Annotated in this window: 22 protein-coding genes and 4 tRNA genes; 7 read left to right on the top strand and 19 right to left on the bottom strand. The window is 65.7% G+C overall.

Annotation, left to right across the window (positions count from 1 at the left end; genetic code table 11):
• From VM621_RS06055 to VM621_RS06035, 5 genes are all read right to left on the bottom strand, one after another.
• On the bottom strand, positions 1–249 hold a 249-nt coding region (locus VM621_RS06055), incomplete at its 3' end, for a GTP-binding protein (RefSeq protein WP_325468062.1).
• A 64-nt stretch (positions 250–313) separates the two neighbouring features.
• Positions 314–389 (bottom strand) — tRNA-Thr (locus VM621_RS06050).
• Between the two features lie 27 nt (positions 390–416).
• A tRNA-Gly gene (locus VM621_RS06045) sits at positions 417–490 on the bottom strand.
• Positions 491–507: 17 nt separating this feature from the next.
• Positions 508–593 (bottom strand) — tRNA-Tyr (locus VM621_RS06040).
• A gap of 166 nt (positions 594–759) precedes the next feature.
• Positions 760–1,245, bottom strand: coding sequence for an acyl-CoA thioesterase (locus VM621_RS06035; protein ID WP_325468061.1), 486 nt, complete (start codon positions 1,243–1,245; stop codon positions 760–762).
• A 101-nt stretch (positions 1,246–1,346) separates the two neighbouring features.
• On the opposite strand from VM621_RS06035, the gene VM621_RS06030 reads away from it, so the two are divergent.
• The 3 genes from VM621_RS06030 to VM621_RS06020 are packed head-to-tail and all read left to right on the top strand — an operon-like array spanning position 1,347 to position 4,037.
• On the top strand, positions 1,347–3,260 hold the full coding sequence (locus tag VM621_RS06030; protein ID WP_325468060.1) for a SpoIIE family protein phosphatase: 1,914 nt from the start codon (positions 1,347–1,349) through the stop codon (positions 3,258–3,260).
• Positions 3,241–3,666: an ATP-binding protein gene (locus VM621_RS06025; protein WP_325468059.1), complete on the top strand. Its 426-nt coding sequence runs from the start codon at positions 3,241–3,243 to the stop codon at positions 3,664–3,666. The genes VM621_RS06030 and VM621_RS06025 overlap by 20 nt, the downstream gene beginning before the upstream one ends.
• Positions 3,663–4,037: an STAS domain-containing protein gene (locus VM621_RS06020; protein WP_325468058.1), complete on the top strand. Its 375-nt coding sequence runs from the start codon at positions 3,663–3,665 to the stop codon at positions 4,035–4,037. The genes VM621_RS06025 and VM621_RS06020 overlap by 4 nt, the downstream gene beginning before the upstream one ends.
• A gap of 27 nt (positions 4,038–4,064) precedes the next feature.
• Here the strand turns inward: VM621_RS06020 and VM621_RS06015 are convergent, their stop codons facing one another.
• The gene (locus tag VM621_RS06015; RefSeq protein ID WP_325468057.1) at positions 4,065–4,532 is read right to left on the bottom strand and encodes a MarR family transcriptional regulator; all 468 of its coding nucleotides are present in this window, start codon (positions 4,530–4,532) and stop codon (positions 4,065–4,067) included.
• Between the two features lie 109 nt (positions 4,533–4,641).
• Between VM621_RS06015 and VM621_RS06010 the strand changes: the two genes are divergently transcribed.
• Positions 4,642–4,941 carry a hypothetical protein gene (locus VM621_RS06010; protein ID WP_325468056.1) on the top strand — a complete coding sequence of 100 codons (300 nt, stop codon included), beginning with the start codon at positions 4,642–4,644 and terminating at the stop codon, positions 4,939–4,941.
• A 48-nt stretch (positions 4,942–4,989) separates the two neighbouring features.
• Here the strand turns inward: VM621_RS06010 and VM621_RS19575 are convergent, their stop codons facing one another.
• The 9 genes from VM621_RS19575 to VM621_RS05970 form a co-directional block, all read right to left on the bottom strand.
• Positions 4,990–5,220, bottom strand: coding sequence for a DUF4276 family protein (locus tag VM621_RS19575; RefSeq protein ID WP_414674500.1), 231 nt, complete (start codon positions 5,218–5,220; stop codon positions 4,990–4,992).
• 86 nt (positions 5,221–5,306) lie between these two features.
• Entirely contained in the window at positions 5,307–6,398 is a 1,092-nt protein-coding gene (gene ychF, locus VM621_RS06005; RefSeq protein WP_325468055.1) for a redox-regulated ATPase YchF, read from the bottom strand.
• A gap of 34 nt (positions 6,399–6,432) precedes the next feature.
• Positions 6,433–7,011, bottom strand: a complete 579-nt coding sequence (gene pth, locus VM621_RS06000; RefSeq protein ID WP_063573734.1) for an aminoacyl-tRNA hydrolase — start codon at positions 7,009–7,011, stop codon at positions 6,433–6,435.
• Positions 7,012–7,123: 112 nt separating this feature from the next.
• Positions 7,124–7,777 carry a 50S ribosomal protein L25/general stress protein Ctc gene (locus VM621_RS05995; protein WP_325468054.1) on the bottom strand — a complete coding sequence of 218 codons (654 nt, stop codon included), beginning with the start codon at positions 7,775–7,777 and terminating at the stop codon, positions 7,124–7,126.
• A gap of 83 nt (positions 7,778–7,860) precedes the next feature.
• Positions 7,861–8,799 (bottom strand): ribose-phosphate diphosphokinase, encoded by a 939-nt coding sequence (locus tag VM621_RS05990; protein WP_325468069.1) that lies wholly within the window; start codon positions 8,797–8,799, stop codon positions 7,861–7,863.
• Positions 8,800–8,870: 71 nt separating this feature from the next.
• Positions 8,871–8,947 (bottom strand) — tRNA-Gln (locus VM621_RS05985).
• Positions 8,948–9,013: 66 nt separating this feature from the next.
• Positions 9,014–10,402: a 4-(cytidine 5'-diphospho)-2-C-methyl-D-erythritol kinase gene (gene ispE, locus VM621_RS05980; protein ID WP_325468068.1), complete on the bottom strand. Its 1,389-nt coding sequence runs from the start codon at positions 10,400–10,402 to the stop codon at positions 9,014–9,016.
• Between the two features lie 43 nt (positions 10,403–10,445).
• A complete protein-coding gene (gene lolB, locus VM621_RS05975) occupies positions 10,446–11,066 on the bottom strand; it encodes a lipoprotein insertase outer membrane protein LolB (protein ID WP_325468053.1) in 621 nt (206 codons plus the stop codon).
• A 404-nt stretch (positions 11,067–11,470) separates the two neighbouring features.
• Positions 11,471–13,162 (bottom strand): tetratricopeptide repeat protein, encoded by a 1,692-nt coding sequence (locus VM621_RS05970; RefSeq protein ID WP_325468052.1) that lies wholly within the window; start codon positions 13,160–13,162, stop codon positions 11,471–11,473.
• Between the two features lie 155 nt (positions 13,163–13,317).
• Between VM621_RS05970 and hemA the strand changes: the two genes are divergently transcribed.
• The 3 genes from hemA to ppk2 all read left to right on the top strand — a co-directional run bounded on the left by hemA (position 13,318) and on the right by ppk2 (position 16,710).
• On the top strand, positions 13,318–14,589 hold the full coding sequence (hemA, locus tag VM621_RS05965) for a glutamyl-tRNA reductase (RefSeq protein ID WP_325468051.1): 1,272 nt from the start codon (positions 13,318–13,320) through the stop codon (positions 14,587–14,589).
• Between the two features lie 31 nt (positions 14,590–14,620).
• Positions 14,621–15,703: a peptide chain release factor 1 gene (gene prfA, locus VM621_RS05960; RefSeq protein WP_325468050.1), complete on the top strand. Its 1,083-nt coding sequence runs from the start codon at positions 14,621–14,623 to the stop codon at positions 15,701–15,703.
• A 230-nt stretch (positions 15,704–15,933) separates the two neighbouring features.
• Positions 15,934–16,710: a polyphosphate kinase 2 gene (gene ppk2 / locus VM621_RS05955; RefSeq protein ID WP_325468049.1), complete on the top strand. Its 777-nt coding sequence runs from the start codon at positions 15,934–15,936 to the stop codon at positions 16,708–16,710.
• Here ppk2 and VM621_RS05950 read toward each other — a convergent pair.
• From VM621_RS05950 to VM621_RS05935, 4 genes are read right to left on the bottom strand one after another with little or no spacing between them, the layout of a single operon-like run.
• Positions 16,704–17,558, bottom strand: a complete 855-nt coding sequence (locus VM621_RS05950) for a cytochrome c oxidase assembly protein (protein ID WP_325468048.1) — start codon at positions 17,556–17,558, stop codon at positions 16,704–16,706. The two genes, ppk2 and VM621_RS05950, sit on opposite strands and share 7 nt — an antisense overlap.
• A gap of 4 nt (positions 17,559–17,562) precedes the next feature.
• Complete coding sequence (locus VM621_RS05945; protein ID WP_414674497.1) at positions 17,563–19,425, bottom strand: GldG family protein; 1,863 nt, start codon at positions 19,423–19,425, stop codon at positions 17,563–17,565.
• Entirely contained in the window at positions 19,422–20,156 is a 735-nt protein-coding gene (locus VM621_RS05940; RefSeq protein WP_325468047.1) for an ABC transporter permease subunit, read from the bottom strand. The genes VM621_RS05945 and VM621_RS05940 overlap by 4 nt, the downstream gene beginning before the upstream one ends.
• Positions 20,153–21,088, bottom strand: a complete 936-nt coding sequence (locus tag VM621_RS05935; RefSeq protein ID WP_325468046.1) for an ABC transporter ATP-binding protein — start codon at positions 21,086–21,088, stop codon at positions 20,153–20,155. Before VM621_RS05935 ends, VM621_RS05940 begins: the two co-directional genes overlap by 4 nt.
• Between the last annotated feature and the right edge of the window lie 8 nt (positions 21,089–21,096).

Below are 21,096 nucleotides of genomic sequence, written 5' to 3'. Positions count from 1 at the left end.
CGGGCAATCGACGTGGCCGTAGTGGCGCAGCGGCGACTCGTATTCGACGTGGGCGGTCGAAATCGTGATGCCGCGAGCCTTCTCTTCCGGCGCAGCGTCGATCGAACCGTAGTCCTTGAATTCGCCGCCGAAACGCTCGGCGCCGATCTTGGTCAGCGCAGCGGTCAGCGTGGTCTTGCCGTGATCGACGTGACCGATGGTGCCGACGTTGACGTGCGGCTTCTTACGTTCGAACTTACCCTTTGCCATGAGCGCTAAACTCCGCTGGAGCCAATGAGATAGTAAAAAAAGGAACCGCCGCGGACGACGAAGATGGTGCTCATGACTGGAATCGAACCAGCGACCTCTTCCTTACCAAGGAAGTGCTCTACCGACTGAGCTACATGAGCACGATAACGCAGCGCGCGAAGTTACAATGGAGCGGGAGACGGGAATCGAACCCGCACAATCAGCTTGGAAGGCTGAAGTTCTACCATTGAACTACTCCCGCACTGCGCGGAACTCGTCTGGTGGAGGAAGGTGGATTCGAACCACCGAAGGCGTAAGCCAGCAGATTTACAGTCTGCCCCCGTTGGCCGCTTGGGTATTCCTCCAACATAGAACGCCTATTGTCGCGAGCGCCCCGGAAACTGTCAATAACTTCTGCAGGCGAATCAGCGTGCAATGACCGGTTCCGGATGCCCGGACACCCCGTCGATACGGGCCGTCGACGGGTGGGCCGCGAAGTGTAGCGAGGTGCCCTTGTGAAGGGAAGCGTTTTTACGCCTCGCGGGTAGCGAGCACCAGCGGCTCCATCGCGCGCGACATCTCCATCAGCTTCAGGGCGTACTCCTGGAGACGAAGGTCCCTCCCCTCCACCGGTTTCCACGGCGGCACGGGCGTCGGCTTGCCGCCATCGGGCTTGTCCAGCGCCACGAAAACCATGACGCAGCTGGTCGCCAGGCGCTCCTCGCCACTGCGCAGGTCGCGGGCCAGGACGTCGACCGACAGGTGCATGCTCGAGGTCCCGGTATGGATGAGGCGGGCGCGCACGGTGACCAGGTCGCCGATCAGGATGGGGGCGAGGAACTGGATTCCGCTGACCGACGCCGTGACGCAATACGCGCCGCTCCAGCCCACGGCACAGGCGTAACCGGCCTGGTCGAGCCACTTCATCGCCATGCCGCCATGGACCTTCCCACCGAAATTCACGTCGGTCGGCTGGGCCAGGAAACGGAATTCGACCTCACGCTGCGTGCCGGGCATGCCATTACCTTGCTTTGAAAAGTCGCATTATGGCCTCTAGACCGCTTGTCCGGCCGTCCCGGCCGGCATAGATTCGGCTCTCTATACCCGTGGGGTACCCGATGGTCCTTCGCAGCGTCGCTTCCCGACTCGCCCTGGCCGTCCTGCTGGGGTCGGCGATCGTCCTGATCGTCACGGGCGGCCTGCTGCTGTCGCATACCCGTGAACAGACCCTCCGGCAGACCGAGCGCGAGGCCTCGGCCATCGCCTCCTCCGCCGCCAACCGCATCCAGGCGCGCATCGACGGAGTCGCCAAGGTCGACCAGGTCCTTGCCGGCCTGCTCAGCTCGCGCCGGGACCAGGCGCCGGCGATCATCCGCGACATCCTCGCGGCCAACCCCGAGATCGGCGATATCAGCGCCGCCTTCGTACCCCGCGACCACACCGCCTTGCGTGAAGACGACGCCCCGGTGGCGCGGCGCAAGCAGGACGGTGGCATCGTCATGGGCAGCCGTCTCAGCGACCCCGAGCCCTACTGGAGCTCGCCCTGGTTCATCCGTGGCCTGAATTGCGAGAAGGGTTGCTGGCAGCCGCCCTTCCGCTCCACCGAACGCAACGAGACCCTGGTCGGCTACTCCATGGCCATCCCGGGGAAAAACCTCCCGGTGATCGGCGTCGCCGACGCCACGATCAGTCTGGACTGGCTGCAGAAGCTGCTCGGCGGGCTGACCAAGCCGGACCATGCATCGGCCTTCGTGCTGGACACCAACGGCGAGTTCCTCGCCCATGACTGGCTCTCGTACATCGGCACACGGGCTAGCCACCCATTGCTTTCCGCGGTGGCCGAGAACCGCAATCCGGTGCGCATCACACCCGAGGAAGGCGGCCGGGTCAGCGAGCCGGTCTGGGTCTACTTCGTGCCGATCAGGGGCACGCGCTGGACCTTCGGCCTCAGCATGCCCGAACGCCAGGTGCTGGCCGACCTGCGGCGCACCTACCTGATCGACATCATGCTCGGCGTGCTCGCCCTGGCCGGCGTATCGCTGATCACCCTGATCGTGACGCGCCGCCTGATGGCACCGCTGGGGGTGCTCGCCGAGCGCGCGGAGAACGTGTCGCGTGGCGACCTCGACTTCGCGCTGCCCGTCGTTCGTCGCAACGACGAAGTCGGCCGCCTCACCCGCGCGTTCGACCAGATGCGCCACCAGCTGGCCGGACACATCGATACCGCCAAGCGCACGGCACGCGAACAGGAACGCATGGCGAGCGAACTGGAGATCGCGCGACAGATCCAGCTCGCGCTGATCCCCGAAGCGCACTGGATGGCCGACGACGGCCGGCTGGAACTGCACGCGGCACTGCGCCCGGCCAGCGCCGTGGGCGGCGATCTCTACACGTACTTCGCGCTCGGCGCGCGACACGTCTGCGTCATGGTCGGCGACGTGTCCGACAAGGGCATTCCCGCCGCCCTGTTCATGGCCCGCACGATCACACTCGCACGCACCATCGCGACCCACGCTCGATCGCCCAGCGACATCCTTGGCGCACTCAACCGCGAGCTGTGCAAGGGCAACGACACCTGCATGTTCGTCACCCTGCTCTGCGGCGTCGTCGAGACCGAGACCGGCCTGCTGGCGCTGGCCAGCGCGGGGCACGAACAACCCGTGCTGCATGCCGGTGGCAGCGCCATCCTCGTCGACGTGGAAACCGGCCCCGCGCTCGGCCTCGACCGCGAAGCACGCTACCCTGTGCGGGTACTCACGCTGCTTGGGGGCGATACGGTGCTCATGTATACCGACGGCGTCAGCGAGGCGCATGCGGCGAACCAGAAGCTCTACGGCGCCCACGCACTGCTCGACAGCGTGTCGCGCATCGAGGAAGGCGCGACACCGGAAGCCTTCGTGGATCGCGTACTGCACGATGTCGACGCCTATGTCGACGGCGCCGTCGCCTATGACGATATCGCCCTGCTCGCCCTCACATGGCACGACACCGGGGCCAAGGGAGTCCGTGTCGATGCGGCTGCGCATTCCTAACCGGCTGGAGGACGTGTTCCTCGCCCTGGACCGCGCGGAACTCGCCCTCGACCGCGCGGCCATCGATCATGCATGCCGCGCCGACGTGCGCCTCGTACTCGAGGAGCTGCTGGTGAACACCGTTCGCCACGGCTATCCGGACGGCCGCGAGGGCCAGATCGACATCCACCTCGAGATACGCCCGGACATCGTGCGCCTGGAACTACGCGACGATGCAGAGGCGTTCGATCCACTCCAGCACGTACCACCCGACCTGCCCGGCGACCTCGCCGATCGCGAGATCGGCGGCCTGGGCCTGCACCTGGCGCGCAACATCGCCAGCGAATTCGAATATGCACGCGACACACACGGCAATCGTGTCGTTATCCGCTTCGATCCATCCCTGTCCGACGAGTCCTCCCCATGACCCTGATCGTTCGCAGCGAAAGCCCCACCCCTGCACGCACCACCGTCTGGCTCGAGGGACGGCTCGACGCGGCGACCTTCGGCGATCTCGACGAGGCCCTGCGCGACATCACGCCGCTTGTCGACAATGGCGGCACGCTGGTGATCGATCTTTCCGGGCTGGAGTACATAAGCAGTGCCGGCCTGCGCAGTCTCGCGCAGTTACGCAGGCACATGCATGACCGCGACAGCCGCACGCTGCTGCTCAACCCCCAACCACAGGTGAAAAAGGTCTTCGAGATCGTGAAGGCCGTGCCCGTGGCCGAAGTGTTCGCCAGCGTGACGGAGCTGGACCAGTACCTCGATCACATGCAGCGGCAGATCACCGGCTGAGCGCCGGCGTATCGGTCAGGCGTGGCGTCAGGCGCTGTTCGTGTCGATGAGGCCGGCGCGCAGCTTTTCCAGCTGGCTCTTCAGGCCGACCACCTCATCGATCTCGCAGCCTGTCGCGCAGAACACATCCACGGGAACCTGGCCAGCCTTCTCGCGTAGCGCCCTGCCCTGGTCCGTCAAGGTGACGATGACCTGGCGTTCGTCGCGCGTGCCACGGGTGCGCTGGACCAGCCCGGCCGTCTGCAACCGCTTGAGCAGGGGCGTGAGCGTGGCGGAATCGAGGAACAGGCGCTCGCCGAGTTCCGACACCGTGATGCCGTCACCCTCCCACAGCACCAGCATGACCAGATATTGCGGATAGGTCAGATCCAGGTCCGCCAGCAACTGCCGGTAGAGCTTACCCATCGCCAGGTTGGCCGAATACAGCGCGAAGCACAGCTGCCCGTCGAGGGTACGCGGCGCTTCGATACCTGACGGGAGGGCGTTCTTGCTCATGACTCGAATGTAGGGTCGTAGATATTGGATTGCAAGCGATTGAATTGCGTTGCTGCACGGCCGCGGGGAGACTTCGTATGATGGACTCACGGCGAATCGGGAGCGACGCGTGATTCTGGGTCACCTTTGGGACTTCCTCACATCGACGTGGGTCGCGGACGTTCTCGGGGCGATCGGCGATGCCATCCGCGTCATTCCGTACACCCTGATCTTCCTCCTGGGCTTTCTGATCGTGCAGGGCCTCATGGCCTGCCACGCCTCGGTCGACATGGGCAACGGGCCCGCCGCTCGCGCACTCGTACACGGCGCCTTCCTCGATAGCCTGGGCCTTTGGTGGTCGCTGGGAGTGCCGACCGCGCTGGTCGCGTGGAAGCGGCTGGCGAAGGTTACGTCGAGGTCTCGCGACTAGCTCATCGGACAAAGCGCCGGTCCAACCCAGTCAGCGCGCATCTACGCCCTATCTTTTCCAACCATTACGGCGTCGCATGTCAGAAAGCTGCTCGAGGGAGCACAGCCAGCCGTTGAACAACGGGCATTCGGCTCTAAGCACCTCGAGTCCGATATCGATCGCCGCCAGCGAACCGTTCCAAATCTTGTCGTACCCGGCGTGCAGCGACAGACGGCGCTTGCTCGGCGCCGTCTGCGGACTGTCGTTGATACCTTTGGGGGTATCGTATTGCTCGCGGATTTGGGAGAAGGGATCGGCGAGGTCACTTCTCCCAGTCCGACAGCCAATGTCGCGGGATGCCCGTGCCGGCGGATGCCTAGACTATCTCAGACGTTAAAGCGGAAGTGCAGGACATCGCCTTCTTTGACCAGGTAATCCTTGCCTTCGAGACGCAGGCGACCGGCTTCCTTGGCACCCTGCTCACCCTTGAACTTGATGAAGTCGTCGAAGGCCACCGTCTCGGCGCGGATGAAACCGCGCTCGAAATCGGTGTGGATGACGGCGGCAGCCTGCGGCGCGGTGGAACCGGCGCGGACCTGCCAGGCGCGGACCTCCTTCTCGCCGGCGGTGAAATAGGTCTGCAGGCCGAGCAGGCGGTAGCCGGCGCGGATGACCCGGTTGAGGCCCGGCTCTTCGAAGCCGAGATCCTTGAGGAACTCGTCGCGGTCGGCGTCCTCGAGCTGGCCGAGCTCTTCCTCGATAGCCGCGCAGACCGGCACCACTTCGGCACCTTCCTGCGCCGCATGGGCACGCACGGCGTCCAGGTGCGGGTTGTTCTCGAAGCCGTCTTCGGCGACGTTGGCGATATACATCAGCGGCTTCATCGTGATCAGGAACATGTCACGGACGAGCGCTTTCTCTTCCGCATCCAGGCCGGCGGAGCGCGCCGACTTGCCCTGGTCGAGGGCGACGCGAAGTTTCTCCAGGACGGGCTTCTTCGCCGTCGCTTCCTTGTCGTTGGCCTTGGCCGCGCGCGTCGCGCGGTCCAGGGCCTTCAGCACGGCTTCGAGGTCGGCCAGCGCCAGCTCGGTGTCGATGGTTTCGATATCGGCGATCGGATCCACCTTGTTGGCCACGTGGATGACGTTGCCGTCTTCGAAGCAGCGGACCACGTGCGCGATGGCGTCGGTCTCGCGAATGTGCGCGAGGAACTTGTTACCGAGACCTTCGCCCTTCGACGCCCCGGCGACGAGGCCCGCGATGTCGACGAATTCCATCGTGGTCGGAATCACGCGCTGCGGCTTCACGATATCCGCGAGCTGGGTCAGGCGCAGGTCGGGTACGGGAACGATGCCGGTGTTCGGCTCGATGGTGCAGAAGGGGAAATTCGCCGCGGCGATGCCCGCCTTCGTCAGCGCGTTGAACAGGGTGGACTTGCCGACGTTAGGCAAGCCGACGATGCCGCATTTGATGCCCATGGCGATAGTAGTCCGGTAGAAGTGATTGGTGCGGTCAGGCGACCGTGTGCAGGCGTTTCATCGCCTCTTCGAACTTGCCATCCAGCGCCAGCGGCAGCACGTCGAACGCGCGCCCGATGCCGTGCATGATGGCGTCTTCGTCGGCCGCATTGGGGCGGCCGAGCACCCACGGGGTGACCTTGTCCTTGTGCCCCGGATGGCCGATGCCGATCCGCAGGCGATGGAACTTGCCGTGGCCGAGATGGGCCACGATGTCGCGCAATCCGTTCTGGCCGCCGTGGCCGCCATCGAACTTCATGCGAACGGTGCCGGGCGGGAGGTCGAGTTCGTCGTGGGCGACGAGACACTCTTCCGGCGCGATCTTGTAGTAGCGCAACGCCGAAGCGACGGCGATGCCAGACTTGTTCATGAATGTCGCGGGCTTGAGCAGCCAGACGGTCTCGCCACCGAGGCGCAGCTTGCAGGTTTCGCCGTGCAGCTTGCCGTCGAAGGTCCAACGCTCTCCCTGGTCCATGGCCAGGGCGTCGACACACCAGAACCCGGCATTGTGCCGGGTCCTGACGTATTCGGCCCCGGGGTTACCGAGGCCGACGATGAGACGTAGTGTCGCCATTGTTTCATCAGGCTTGTGTGGGAGCCGCTTCAGCGGCGATTGGGCGAATCGGCATCGCCGCTCCGTTGGCTTTTCGCCGATGAATCGGCTCCCACATTGGCCTAATCGCCGATTACTTCTTGTCGGCCGGCTTTTCTTCGGTCGCCGGCACTTCCGCGCCTGCAACCGGTTCCGGATCGACTTCTTCCTGGACCGAGGCCACGGTCACGACGGCGACGTCGTGTTCCTTGCCCAGGCCCAGTTCCGGGATTTCCACACCGGCCGGCAGCTTGAGGTCGGACAGGTGGACGATGTCGCCGGCGGACAGCTTGGCGAGGTCGAGTTCGATGAACTCCGGGAGGTCCTTCGGCAGGCACCAGACGGTGACTTCCGTCAGGTTGTGCGAAATGACCAGACCGGCGGTCTTGCCGGCGGGCGATTTTTCCTGATTCAGGAAGTGCACCGGAACGGCGACCTTGAGGACTTCGTTCTCGTTGACGCGCTGGAAGTCCATGTGCAGCATGAGCTGCTTGAACGGGTGCTTCTGCCAGTCCTTGATCAGGATCTTCTGCAGCTTGCCGTCGACCGTCAGGTCGATGACCGACGAGTAGAAGGACTCGAAGCGCGAGCCGAGCAGCACATCGTTATGCAGGACCTGAACGGGCTGCGGCGCCTCGTTGCCGCCATAGATGACAGCCGGTACGTAGCCAGACAGGCGGAGGCGGCGGCTCGCACCCTTCCCCTCGACCTTGCGGCTGGTAGCCGTGAGCTTGTGATTCGTTGACATGGTGTTGCCTCAGTGTTGAAAGCCGCCTTCCGGCGACTGGTAATGGGCTCCTCCGCGACCAGGGGAGCCCGAAAAACGATACGTCAGTCGATGTAGAGCGAGCTCACCGACTCGCCAAAGGCGATGCGGCGGATCGTCTCCGCGAGCAGTTCCGCCACCGACAACTGGCGAATTTTCGCACAGTCGCGGGCGTTGTCGCGCAACGGCAGCGTATTGGTGACCACCAGCTGGTCGAGCTGGGAGCCTTCGATGTTCTGGATCGCGGCACCCGACAGCACCGGGTGGACGCAGTAAGCGACGACCTTGCGGGCGCCTTTGTCCTTCAGCGCCGCCGCGGCGGCGCAGAGCGTGCCGGCGGTGTCGACGATGTCGTCCACCAGCACGCAGGTCTTGCCTTCGACGTCGCCGATGATGTTCATGACCGTGGCCACGTTCGCCTTCGGACGGCGCTTGTCGATGATCGCCAGATCCGCGTCGTCCAGACGCTTGGCGAGCGCGCGGGCGCGCACCACACCACCGACGTCGGGGCTGACCACGATCAGGTCGTCCATGCTGTGGTGGCGCCAGATGTCGGCCAGGAGCACCGGCGAGGCGTACACGTTGTCGACCGGGATATCGAAAAAGCCCTGGATCTGGTCGGCGTGCAGGTCGATCGTCAGGACGCGGTCGGCACCGGCCGTGGCGATCATCTTGGCGGCCAGCTTCGCCGTGATCGGTACACGCGCCGAGCGCGGGCGACGATCCTGGCGGGCATAGCCGAAATACGGCATCACCGCGGTCACGCTGCCGGCCGATGCGCGCTTGAGCGCGTCGATCAGCACCAGCAGGTCGAACAGGTTCTCCGCGCTGGGCGCACCCGTCGGCTGGATGACGAACACTTCCTGCTTGCGAACGTTTTCCTCGATCTCGATCTGCGCCTCGCCATCGCTGAACCGGCCGATGAGGGCCTTGCCGAGCGGAATGCCGAGACGGGCGGCGACATCGTCGGCGAGCAGACGGTGCGCGTTACCACTGAACAACATCGGGGTGGACGTATCCACGTAGGAACTCCTGGCGTGAGAGAGGGTTGGATCGGCTTTGCCACCGCGAACGGTGGCTGGGGCGGCAGGATTCGAACCTGCGCATGCGGGAATCAAAATCCCGTGCCTTAACCAGCTTGGCGACGCCCCAACAATTCGTTCCGGCAAGCCTTCCGGCCTGCCTTGGTTTTGCCGCAGCCCGCGGCCCTTCCCGTCCTTACGTCACGATGCCCGACGATTCGATCCGTTGCCGCGCGATATGCAGCGGCGAGGGATCGATACCCGCCGCCACGTGGGCCCGAAAGCCTGCGGGACAGCGCGAAGCGACCGCAAGGGCCGCCTCGTGGGTTCTCGTTTCCAAAAAGATGCAACCGCCGCTACCCGACAGCCGCGCGTGGCCGAAGCCACCCAGCCAGTCCAGTGCAGCCACCACCCGCGGGTGACGCGCGCGAACCACAGGCTCGAAGGCGTTCTCCGCGGAATCCCCGGAAACAAAGGATGAAATTGTCGCCCGCGGCGCATTTCGTGTCAATTCGACGGCACGGAAAAGCGCTGCCGTGGGCACGTTTTCCCGAGGGTCGACGACGACATACCAGCGCCGCGGCAGGCGCAGCGGCGTCAGTTGCTCGCCCACGCCCTCTGCCCAGGCCGACCGGCCCCGGACGAAAACCGGTACGTCCGCGCCGAGCCGCACGCCCAGGGCGGCCAGGGCGTCTTCGCTCAAGCCGGTGCCCCATAGGACATTCAGCCCTACCAGGACCGACGCGGCGTCGGAGCTGCCTCCGCCAAGGCCGCCGCCCATCGGAATGCGCTTGGCGACCTCGATATCCGCGCCAAGCTCGGTTCGCGTCTCAGCTGCCAGGAGACGGGCGGCGCGCACGGTCAGGTCCGTCTCTTCGGGAACCCCACTGATCGGCGTCGGGCGAGCGATGACGCCATCGCCACGGATGCGCAGGCGCACTTCGTCGCCCCAGTCGAGCAGGCGGAACACGGTCTGCAGCTCGTGGTAGCCATCCTCGCGGCGACCGACGATGCGAAGGAAGAGGTTGAGCTTGGCCGGGGCGGGCCACACGGTCCAGTCGCCTTCGTCCAACGGCGCCAGCGGGCGGCTCATGAAGACGCGCAAGTGGTCGGGAAATCCGTTCTCGCGATCGCGCTCGAGCGCCCTGGCGAACGCCGGCGCGTGCTTGTCGACGACGCTGAATCCATGTTTCGCGTAGAACGGCGCATTCCACGGCACGTCGGCCAGCGTACCGAGGTCGACACGGCGATACCCGGCCTCGCGCGCCCAACGGCAGGCATGTTCGAGCAGTGCCGCGCCGATGCCCTTCCCACCGAATTCGGGAAGCACGTCGATTTCGGCGATCCCGATCGTGTCGGCCGGGCCCTCGGTATCGAGGCAGACGAAACCGACGATGTCCTCCTCCACCGTGGCGACCCAGGCCAGCCCGCGGACGATCAGCTCGCGAACGATGTCGCCCGGAAGCGCCATCGACGAATACGAGCGCCACGCCTCGTGCCCGCGAAACAGTTCGACGGCCGCCCGCTCGATGGCACAGAGGCGCTCGGCGTCGTCCGCATGGGCGCGGGAGATCTGGAAGTTCATCATGGACCGGGGTGCATCGACAGGGGCGGAGTATAGCGGCGCCTTACCGGTCGAACGACCAGTTCTCCACCGACAGCCTGACCTTGTATGGCGCCTTTTCCGCGAAAACGCGCGTAGGCATGGCCGGCGTTCGCGTGGCGTCCCATTGCTTGTAGTCGACGGTCCAGCCGTCCTGGACCAGGCGTGAGGGCAGCCGGTCGGCACCGAAGGCGATGTCCGCCGGACCGGTGTCGGCACGCAGGCCCAGCGCCCAGCGTTTCAGTTCGGCCAGGGGAATGTTCCAGCCGACGGTGTTCGCCATCAGCGACTCCGCGTCGGCACCATGGCGCGGCCCGCCGTCGAGGCCCTCGAGGTCGGCCCCGCCAGGGCCGCCGGTCAGCCGGAACGTTCGGCCGGTGATCGGGCCGCGAACCGTGAAGTCATAGCGGTCGCCGTCCTGCCGCCAAGTGAGCGTGCCGGAATTGTTGTCCTTGCCGTCGCTGACAGACAGCTTTCCCTCGAGGGTCCAATGATCGGTATCGGCGAGGCTTCGCTCGCGCTGCTCCTGCAGGCCGAGGGTGGCGGCGTCGCCTTGCAGGCGCACAGGGGCTTTCGTGGTGGCGCAGGCGGCAAGCAGCAGCACGGGAAGGGAGGCGAAAAGCGCTTTGTGTGGGAGCCGATTCATCGGCGAAGGGCGCTTGCGGTCGAGGTGATGGTCCGCGCCGTGCGGCGCGGGGATCGCCGCTGAAGCGGCTCCCACAGGAGGGATTGCTGCTCCCACAGGGGGGATCGCCGCTCCCACAGGGGGGATCGCCGCTCCCACGGGAGGGATTGCCGCTGAGGCGAAAAGCGCTTTGTGTGGGAGCCGATTCATCGGCGAAGGGTGCTTGCGGTCGGGGTGATCGTCCGCGCCGTGCGGCGCGGACATCGCCGCTGAAGCGGCTCCCACAGGAGGGATTGCGGCTCCCACAGGAGGGATTGCGGCTCCCACAGGAGGGATCACGGCTCCCACAGGGGGGGGTGCCGCTGGGGCGGCTCTCGCAGGAATGCCTGCGGGGGGCCTCGGCAGGGCTTTCACGGGAAGGCGCATCAAGGCTTGAACTTCCGCTCGGTCCGCTCCAGGGAAGCGTTCTTCGGATCGATGCGGCGCACCTCGTTCAGCACTTTGCGGGCTTCGTCGTGCTCGCCTCGGTTCCACAGGACTTCGGCCAGGTGCACGCCGATGTCGGCGTCCTTGCGCTTGAGCCAGGCACTGCGCAGGGTACGCTCCGCCTGGTCCAGCTGGCCCTGGCGGAATTTCAGCCAGCCCCAGGAGTCGGCGACGGACGGGTCGTCCGGGCGTGCGCTACGGGCGGCTTCGATCAGGCTCTGCGCCTCGCCGAGATCGCGGTCGTTATCGGCCAGCGTGTAACCGAGGGCGTTGCTCGCCTCGATGTCGCCCGGCTTGATCTCGAGCACTTTACGAAAGTCGGCCACGGCCAGGTCGATCTTTCCGGCCTCGGCATAGGCCAGACCGCGGCCATAGAGCATGTCGGTGTCATCGGCCTTGACGCGCAGCGCCTTGCCATACGAAGCGGCAGCGGCGTCGAACTGACGGGCATCCATGTAGAGCTCGCCATCGAGGGCGAATGCCTTGAGCAACTGCTCGGGGCGATCCGCATAGGTGGTCTGCAGTTCGGCGACGATCTCGTGGGCGTCGTCGTCCTTGCCTTGCACGTGAAGCACCACGGCACTGCGCACCGAGGCGTCGTAGATGTGTGGATCGTCGTCGCCGACGGCGGCGTACCAGTCCAGCGCGTCCTCCTGTTTGCCGAGCAATTCGGCCATCTGGCCCAGGGTGAACGCATTTTCGGACTGCACATGGTCGGGCTGGTGACGGATCTCTTCGTACAGCCGGCCCACGGCCGTTTTGTCGTTGGCGCGGGCGGCCAGCGTCATCCGCATCGTGTAGGTATCGCTGTCCTGGGGGCCGCCGGCAAGGAGCTTCGAGGCGGCTTTCTCGTCGCCTCCCTGGGCCAGCACGCTGGCATACGCCAGGCGCAGGTGCGTGTTTTTCGGATCCTTGGCGACGGCCTTGGCGAAGAGCTTCTTCGCGGCCTCCTTGTCGCCGGCACGGAACTTCTGCTGGGCCGCCCACCCGTACGTGGTGCCGTCATGAAAGCGGGCTATGGCGCCGTCGCCGATGGTCTTCGCATAGTCGTGGCGTCCGAGGTTCTCGCCCAGTTCGCTCATCGCCAGCCAGGCGGTCGAATCGTTGGGCAAACGTTGCGGGGTGGCGACGCGCTCCAGCAAGACGCCTGCCTGCGCGGCGTCGCGCGCGCTCATCAGGGTTCGGCCGATCTCGCGCCAGGCATCCGGATCGCCGGTGGCAATCATGGCGTTGAGCTGGCGCTCCGCCTCCGTGGTGTCGCCACGGTCCAGGGCCACCCGCGCCCTGCCCTCGGAGAGATCGAGCGGCTTGCCGTGGAGGGCCGCCCAACGGTCGAGCGCCTTGGTGGCAGCCGCCTGGTCGTGTACCGCCAAGGCCAGTTCGGTGGCCCGCCCGGCGACCCGGGGATCGTCGCTCAATTGCGCCGCGTTGCCATAAGCCGCCGAGGCAGCCTTGAGATCGTTGGCCGCCAACGCAAAGTCACCGGCCATCAGCTGGGCCTGGACGTCGCGCTCGGGAGGCAGGGTGGCCACCTGGAGCCGATCCAGTGGCTGGACGCCGGTGCGGGTTGCCCTGGGCGCCTCGTGCGGGGCGACCGCGCACCCGGCCGCGAGGGCCGTCAAACCGACCATGGCCACAAAATGCCGCACTTGCTTGAACTTGGACCGACCGCTCAGCACACTAATCTCCGTCATAATCGATAGGGCGCTACAAGAGCCACGCACCTCGTGAGCGCACAATGCGCTCTTAGCTTAGCCGACGCCACCGAAGCCGACCCACGCCCGTCATGCCACTCATCGCCCTCGGGCTCAATCACCTCACCGCGCCGGTCAGCCTGCGCGAGCAGGTGGCATTCGATGCCGCGGTGGCGCCGCAGGCACTGGACGACCTTGTCCGCCAGCCGGGCGTGGAAGAGGCGATGATCCTCTCCACCTGCAATCGCACCGAGCTGTACTGCAGCGTGACCGAGGGTTTCGAAGGCGTACCGGGGCAGTGGCTGTCGCGTCAGCATCGATTGACCCCGCAACGCCTCGACGAGTTCCTTTACCGCCACGACGAGCAGGACGCGGTGCGCCACATGTTCCGCGTCGCCACCGGCCTGGACTCCATGGTCCTGGGCGAGCCACAGATCCTCGGCCAGGTGAAGGACGCCTACCAGCAGGCGCGTTCGGCGCAGAGCCTGCGCGCACCGATGGAGCGCCTGCTCCAGCACACATTCGCCGTCGCCAAGCGGGTCCGCACGGACACCCGCATCGGCGCTCACACCGTTTCCGTGGCATACACCGCCGTGCGCCTTGCCGAGCAGGTGTTCACCGACCTGCGCCAGGCCTGCGTGCTGCTGATCGGGGCCGGCGAGACGATCGAACTGGCTGCCCGACACCTGAGCGACAAGAAGCTGCGCCGGCTCATCGTGGCCAACCGCACCCTCGAGAACGCCCAGGAACTGGCCGGCCGTTACAGCGGATACGCCATCGCCCTGTCCGACCTGCCCCGCCACCTCGCCGAAGCCGATATCGTCATCACCTCGACGGCCTCGCGACTGCCGGTGGTGACGAAGCAGATGGTGGCCGATGCCATCAGCGCCCGCCGCCGCCGCCCCATGTTCATGGTCGACATCGCCGTACCTAGGGATATCGAGCCGGAAGTGGCCCAGCTCGACGACGTGTACCTCTACGGCATCGACGACCTCAAGCAGGTCATCGACGAGAACCGCCGTTCCCGCGAGCTGGCCGCCCGCGAGGCCGATGCGATCATCGACCTCCAGGTGGACCGCTATATGGCCTGGCGCCGCGCCTTGAGCCTGCGCAATCCTGCCGTGGACATGCGCGTCGCTGCCGAGGCCCAGCGCGACGAGGTCCTGGCTAAGGCCCAGGCAATGCTGCTCAGGGGCCGCTCCGCCGACGAAGCACTCGCCTTCCTGGCCAATACGCTGACCAACAAACTGCTCCACGCGCCCAGCGCCCGCCTGCGCGACGCCGCGCTTTCCGGCGATCTCGACCTTCTCCACGCGGCCGGCCGACTGTACGGACTGGACCCGGACGACGACGTTTCCGCATGATGTGCGGCTCCTGCCACACCGCGTGCTCCGAATGACCCCCTCGATCCGTCGCAAACTCGAAGCCCTTGCCGAACGGCACGAAGAAATCGGGCGGCTGCTCGCCCAGCCGGACGTCCTCGCCGACAGCCAACGCTTCCGCGACCTCTCGCGCGAATACGCGCAGCTCGAGCCGGTCACGCTGTCGCTGAGGGAACACGACACCGCCGAACGCGAACTGACCGAGTCGAGGGCCATGCTCGACGACCCTGAAATGCGCGAGATGGCCGCCGACGATATCGCACGGGTCGAAAGCCGCTTGCGCGATCTCGATGCCGACCTGCAGGTGTTGCTGCTGCCCAAGGATCCACGCGACGACGGCAATCTCTTCCTCGAGGTCCGTGCCGGCACCGGTGGCGACGAGGCCGCCATCTTCGCCGGCGACCTCTTCCGCATGTACGTGCGTTATGCCGAGCGTCAGCGCTGGCACGTGGAAATCCTGCATGCCAACGAAGGCGAGCACGGCGGCTACAAGGAAGTGGTCGCGCGCGTCGAAGGTCGTGGCGCCTACTCGAAACTGAAGTTCGAGTCCGGCACGCACCGCGTGCAGCGCGTCCCGGAAACGGAATCGCAGGGTCGCATCCATACCTCGGCCGCCACGGTCGCGATCCTGCCCGAGCAGGACGAGATCGATGACATCGAAATCCGCGATGGCGACCTCAAGATCGACACCTTCCGCGCCTCCGGTGCCGGTGGCCAGCACGTCAACAAGACCGATTCGGCCATCCGCATCACGCACCTGCCCACCGGCACCGTGGTCGAATGCCAGGACGAACGCAGCCAGCACAAGAACCGCGCCCGCGCGATGAGCCTGCTCAAGGCCAGGTTGCTGGACGCGGAACGGAGCAAGCAGAGCGCCGTGCAGGCCGAGTCCCGGCGCCTGCAGGTCGGCTCGGGCGATCGCAGCCAGCGCATCCGCACGTATAGCTATCCGCAGGGCCGGATCACCGATCATCGGATCAACCTCACCTTGTATCGCCTGCTGGAGACGATGCAGGGCGACCTGGACGAGCTGATCGACACGCTGACCCGCGAGCACCAGGCGGATGAGCTGCAGAACCTGATCGCGGCAACCTGAAGGGCATCGCCGCTGAAGCGGCTCCCACAAAAAGCCACGCCCCGTGTGGATGCCGATCCACCGGCGATGCCCCCTGTGGGAGCCGATTCATCGGCGACGCCCCATGTGGGAGCCGCTTCAGCGGCGACGCCCCATGTGGGAGCCGATTCATCGGCGATGGGTGCTCGCGCCAAACTTACATTTTCTGGCCCACAATGCCGGTCACCTCCCCGTGGAACGGAACCGAACCGATGGGCAAGAAGAAAAAGAAAACCTACGAGCATGACCTCGAGGCCCTGCAAATCGAGCTGGTCGGCCTGACGCGCTGGTTGCGGGCCACCGGCAAACGCATGCTGGTGATCCTCGAAGGACGCGACGCCGCGGGCAAGGGCGGCACCATCAAGGCGATCACGGACAAGCTCGACACCCGGGCCGCGCGCGTGGTCGCGCTGGGCAAGCCGTCGCATACCGAGGAAGGCCAGTGGTACTTCCAGCGCTATGTCACCGAACTACCCACGGCCGGCGAGCTCGTGCTGTTCGATCGCAGCTGGTACAACCGCGCCGTCGTCGAACCCGCCATGGGCTTCTGCACGGAGGATCAGTACGACAGCTTCATGAAGGCCTGCCCGGCGTTCGAGAAGCTCCTCACCGACGACGGCATCATCCTGGTCAAATACTGGCTGTCGGTCGACCAGGAACCCCAGGAGAAGCGCTTCGCCGAACGCGCGGCCGATCCGCTCAAGCGCTGGAAGCTCTCCCCCGTGGACCTCAAGGCCCGCGAGAAGTACGTCGAGATGGGCGACCTGCGTGATGCGATGATCCAGCACACGCACACCGCCGATGCACCCTGGTTCGTCGCCGACTTCAACAACCAGAAAGAAGGCCGGTTGAACCTGATCCGCCATCTGCTCGACCAGGTGCCCGACAAGTTCACGCCGGACAAGCCATTCGACCTGCCGCCGCTGAAGAACAAGCCGAAGAAAGACAAGGTCACCGCCAAGGCGGAAAAGGTGCCGAAGGTCTATTGACGCGCGGCGGTACGACGCACCGGCGCCTTGCGTTTCGGCAGGCGCCCGTTGCGCGACAGCCTCAGCCACTGGCGCAGCGCCAGCAGACCGCCGGCCGATTCGATCATCGCCGCGGGCACCCACATGATCACGCCACCGATCAGCTGACCGGTGAGCACGTTGAGGGTGAAGGCGCGCCCGCAGATCTCGAAGATCGGATAGAGGTCGGTCTTCGAAAAGGTGACGATCGCGCCGGCGACGATCTGCGGGGTCATGGTGATCGCCGGCGACAGCACGCGGATGCCCGGGGACATCCTTCCCGGCGGCTTCGGGCGGTGATCGAGGACGATCGACCAGTAGGCCAGCCCCGAGAGCACCATCGACCAGTTCATCGCGCGGTAGATCCGCCAGTCCAGCATCGCCATGGTCTGCATGTCGGGGATGAGCCAGACCAGGATCAGGGCGACGAAGAACGCGGTGACGAAAGCGGGGTTGAACAGGCACGCCGCGCACACACGCCAGGCCGCGGATCGCCCGGCGCGACGCAGGCGGACGCGTAACCACAAGGGCAGGCCCGCACGGAGCACCGTGCCCGGATACGCGGCGATCACCAGTAGCGGAGCCAGGTGATGCAACAGCACCTGCTGAATGCGGTGCATGAAGAACTCATGCTCGGCGTAGTAATCGAAATACGTGTGCAGCGCCACGTAGACGATCCCCATGCCCGTCCAGAACGCCGCCTGGCGCAGCGGAGCGACCGGCAGGCGCCGGCTGCCGGCGAGATACGCGGCGGACGTGGCAAGGAACACGACGAGGAACACCCAGGAGAACTCCCAGGGCACGATCCACTTCATGACGTCGGCACCCATCCGCTCAGACGACGCGACGGGCGCGACGCGTGCGACGCCAGCCGTAGATCAGGCCAAGCAACGCGACCAACCCCGGCACCAGCACGATATTGATGAACTTCAGGCGCAGGCCCAGCGCGTCGATCTCGGCATTGAGCTGGTGTTGCACGTCGCGCAGCTCCTTGCCGATCGCGAGCTTGCGCTGCAGGTACTGCTCCACCTCGCGGCGCTGCTCCGCCGTCGCGGTCGCCGGACCCGTCACGCCCTTGGCCGGTTGCAATTCCGCAAGGCGCCGCTGGGTCTCATAGAGTTCGTTCTCGAGTTCGCGTTTCTTGACCAGGAACTTGCGGTCGGCCGCAGCCTGCAAGGCCTTCACCCGGGTGAACGGCCGCTGCGAATTCACCCTGCCGCGGATCGACAGCAAGGCGGTCGAGCCGCCCAGGTTGTCGACGAGGTTCGCCACGAAATCCCCGTTGTTGGCGAACGGGGTGAGCTGCTGCTGACCGAGCAGGGGCTGCACGTCGATCCACAAGCGATCCGACAGCAGATCCGTGTCGGCTACCAGGACGATCTCGCCCGGACCACTGGCGACGGCGAGGTGTCCTTTCTCCGTGCGCTCGGGGAACGCCGTGCGGAAGGTATCGCGCAGGCGGGCCGCCAGCAGGTAGCGTTCGTGCGTCGGTTCGTAGTTGTCGAGCAGGCTGGTCGGATCGCCCGCCGAATCGCGTACGCGCTGGGCAGGCACGATCGCCGCTTCGTCCGAGGTCTGCACCAGCGGGATGAGGCGCGCCTTCGTATCCTGCGCGAGCTCGAAGAAACCCGCGGTCGAAAAGTTGATTCGCTGCAGGCTGGCCGTGACGACGTCGTCGTGGTTGAGCTCCTGCGCACCCAGGCCGAGCATGGCCGGGTGGCCGATGCTGTTGCCGTTGAGTTCGATGGTCAGGGCCTGCGAGCGATCGAGCACCACACGCGTCGGATCGAACACCACGCCCCAGGCCCGGAACAGGCGTGGCAGGTTCGAGTCGTGATCGTCGACCGTGCCGTGCGAGTCCACCATCGGTGCCGTATCCATCTCCGCGTCCGGATCGACGAAAACGACGAGATGCCCCCCGCGCAGCACGAACTGGTCGATCGCGTACTGCGCGTCGTCCGACAGGTGCTTCGGGTGGATGAGCAGCAGCACGCTGATCGCCGGATCGATCCGCTTGGCTCCATCCGGATCGATCGTGGTGACCTCGGCCAGCTGCTCGAGCTGGCGCATCAGCGTCCAGGCCGGCTCGCCGATCACCAGGTTGCCGTCGACCGGCAGGGAGCTCATCACACCCAGCCGTGGTTTCTTCGGCATCCCCACTTCATAGAGCAGCTTGGCGATGTCGTACTCGACAAAGGCCTCGCGGGCCGGATCGAAGAACGGAATGGCTTGCGGTACGGTATCGCCCGGGCCGCTGCTGCCGACCAGACCGAAGAAGACCCGCTCACCGTTGCTGCCGCCGCTGGCCGGCGTCAGGCCATAGCTTTCGGCGGCATCTTCGTCGTCCGAATACGGCACGGGATCGATGACACGCAGGCGGATCCGTCCATGCGCGCGGACGGCGATCTCGCGCAACATCTCGTGTACGCGCTGCTCGTAGCTACGTAGCTGGGCCAGGTCGCGCGTGGCATGGTCGGAAAAATACAGCGTGAGCGTCAGCGGCTTGTTCAGGCCATCGACGATGTCGAGCGTACCGGGCGTGAGCGTATAGATCCGGTCCGAAGTGAGATCCACGCGCGCGGTACGCAGTGACAGCGAACTGAAGGCGATCGTGACCAGGAACAGGACCAGGATGCCGAGCAAGGAGAGCCGCAGCAGGAAGGGGCGTGTCAGGTGCAGGTGTCGTGGCATGCTCATCGCGTCCTCTTCAGGTCGAGGACGACAACGCTCGCTGCCAGCCAGGCCACGATCGTGGCGAAGAAGTACACCAGGTCACGCAGATCGAGCACACCGCGGGCGATCGCGTTGGCGTGACGCGCGATGCTCAGCTGGCCGAGCGCGCCGATGACCTTCGGCGGCACCGCGTCCTGGAAAAAGTCGAGCACCTGCGGCTGTCCGGCGAGCAAGAGCAGGAAGCACACCGCCGCGGTGAGGATGAAGGCGATGATCTGGCTGCGCGTCGCCGTGGACATGCACGTGCCGATGGCGATGAAGGCCCCGGCCATCAGCCAGCTGCCGACGTAACCGGCGAGGATCACCCCGTTGTCGGGGTCCCCGAGGTAGTTCACGGTGATCCAGATCGGGAAGGTCAGGACCAGGCAGATGCCGATGAAGGCCCAGGCGGCGAGGAACTTGCCGAGCACGGCCTGCGAGATCGATACCGGCAGCGAGAACAGCAATTCCAGCGTGCCCGAGGCGCGCTCTTCCGCCCACATGGACATGGTCACCGCGGGAACCAGCACCAGGTAGAGCCAAGGGTGCATGTCGAAAAAGGGTTGCAGATCGGCCAGGCCGCGATCGTAGAAGTCGCCCGTATAGAACGTCAGCACGCCGGCCATGACCAGGAAGATCACCATGAACACATACGCCACCGGCGTGACGAAATAGCTCCATAGCTCGCGACGCATGATCGCCGTCACGCCGCTCATGCCTGCGCTCCGCGCGACTGTGTGGTGATCTGGCGGAACACCTCGTCGAGGCGTCCCTGCTCGAGCTGGATTTCCGAAACCTCGAGATTCTGCGTACGCAGCAAAGCCTGCACCTCGTCGAGGATGGGTTGGCCGTTACGGGGAAACACCGTGACGCGGCCGTCGAGGGGATCCACTTCCACCGATGCGACGTTGGGAATGCGGGCCAGCATCTCGCGAGACACGCCGCTCCCGGGCGCGCTGAACGACACCGCGCCGTGGTAGCGCGAGCGTGCTTCCAGCTCGGCCGGGGTCGCGTCGGCGAGAAGGCGACCGTTAGCAATGATGGCCACGCGATTGCACAGCGCGTGTACCTCTTCGAGCAGATGGGTGGAGATCAGGATGGTGCGTTCGCGCGCCATCGCGTCGATGAGCATGCGTACCGAGTGCTTCTGGTTCGGATCGAGGCCGTCCGTGGGTTCGTCCAGCATCAGCACCGGCGGATCGTGCAGGATCGCCTGCGCGAGGCCCACGCGCCGGCGCAGTCCCTTCGACAGGGTACCGATGGTCTGCTCGAGCACATCTTCCAGCTCGAGCCGCATCACCACTTCGTCGAACCGACGAAAGGCGATGTCCCGGTCCAGTCCACGCACGCGGACCATGAAGACCAGGAATTCCCGGATGGTCATTTCGCCGTAGCTGGGCGCACCCTCGGGCAGGTAACCCAGCGCCCGCTTGGCGGCGAGGGGTTCCTTGCGCACATCGTGTCCGCAGACCCGGGCCGTGCCTGACGTGGGCGCGAGGAACCCGGCAATCATCCGCATGGCGGTCGATTTGCCCGCCCCGTTGGGCCCGAGCAAGCCAAGCACCTGCCCCGGCTCGGCGCGCAGGGTCAGGGCATCCACCGCGGTCAGCGGCCCATAACAACGAGTGAGTCGGTCGGTCTCGATCATTGCTTCGC

The organism is Luteibacter sp. (assembly GCF_035539195.1).
Taxonomy (GTDB): Bacteria; Pseudomonadota; Gammaproteobacteria; order Xanthomonadales; family Rhodanobacteraceae; genus Luteibacter.
Note: the sequence above shows the minus strand (reverse complement) of the source record. Positions and strands in the feature narration are given on the sequence as shown.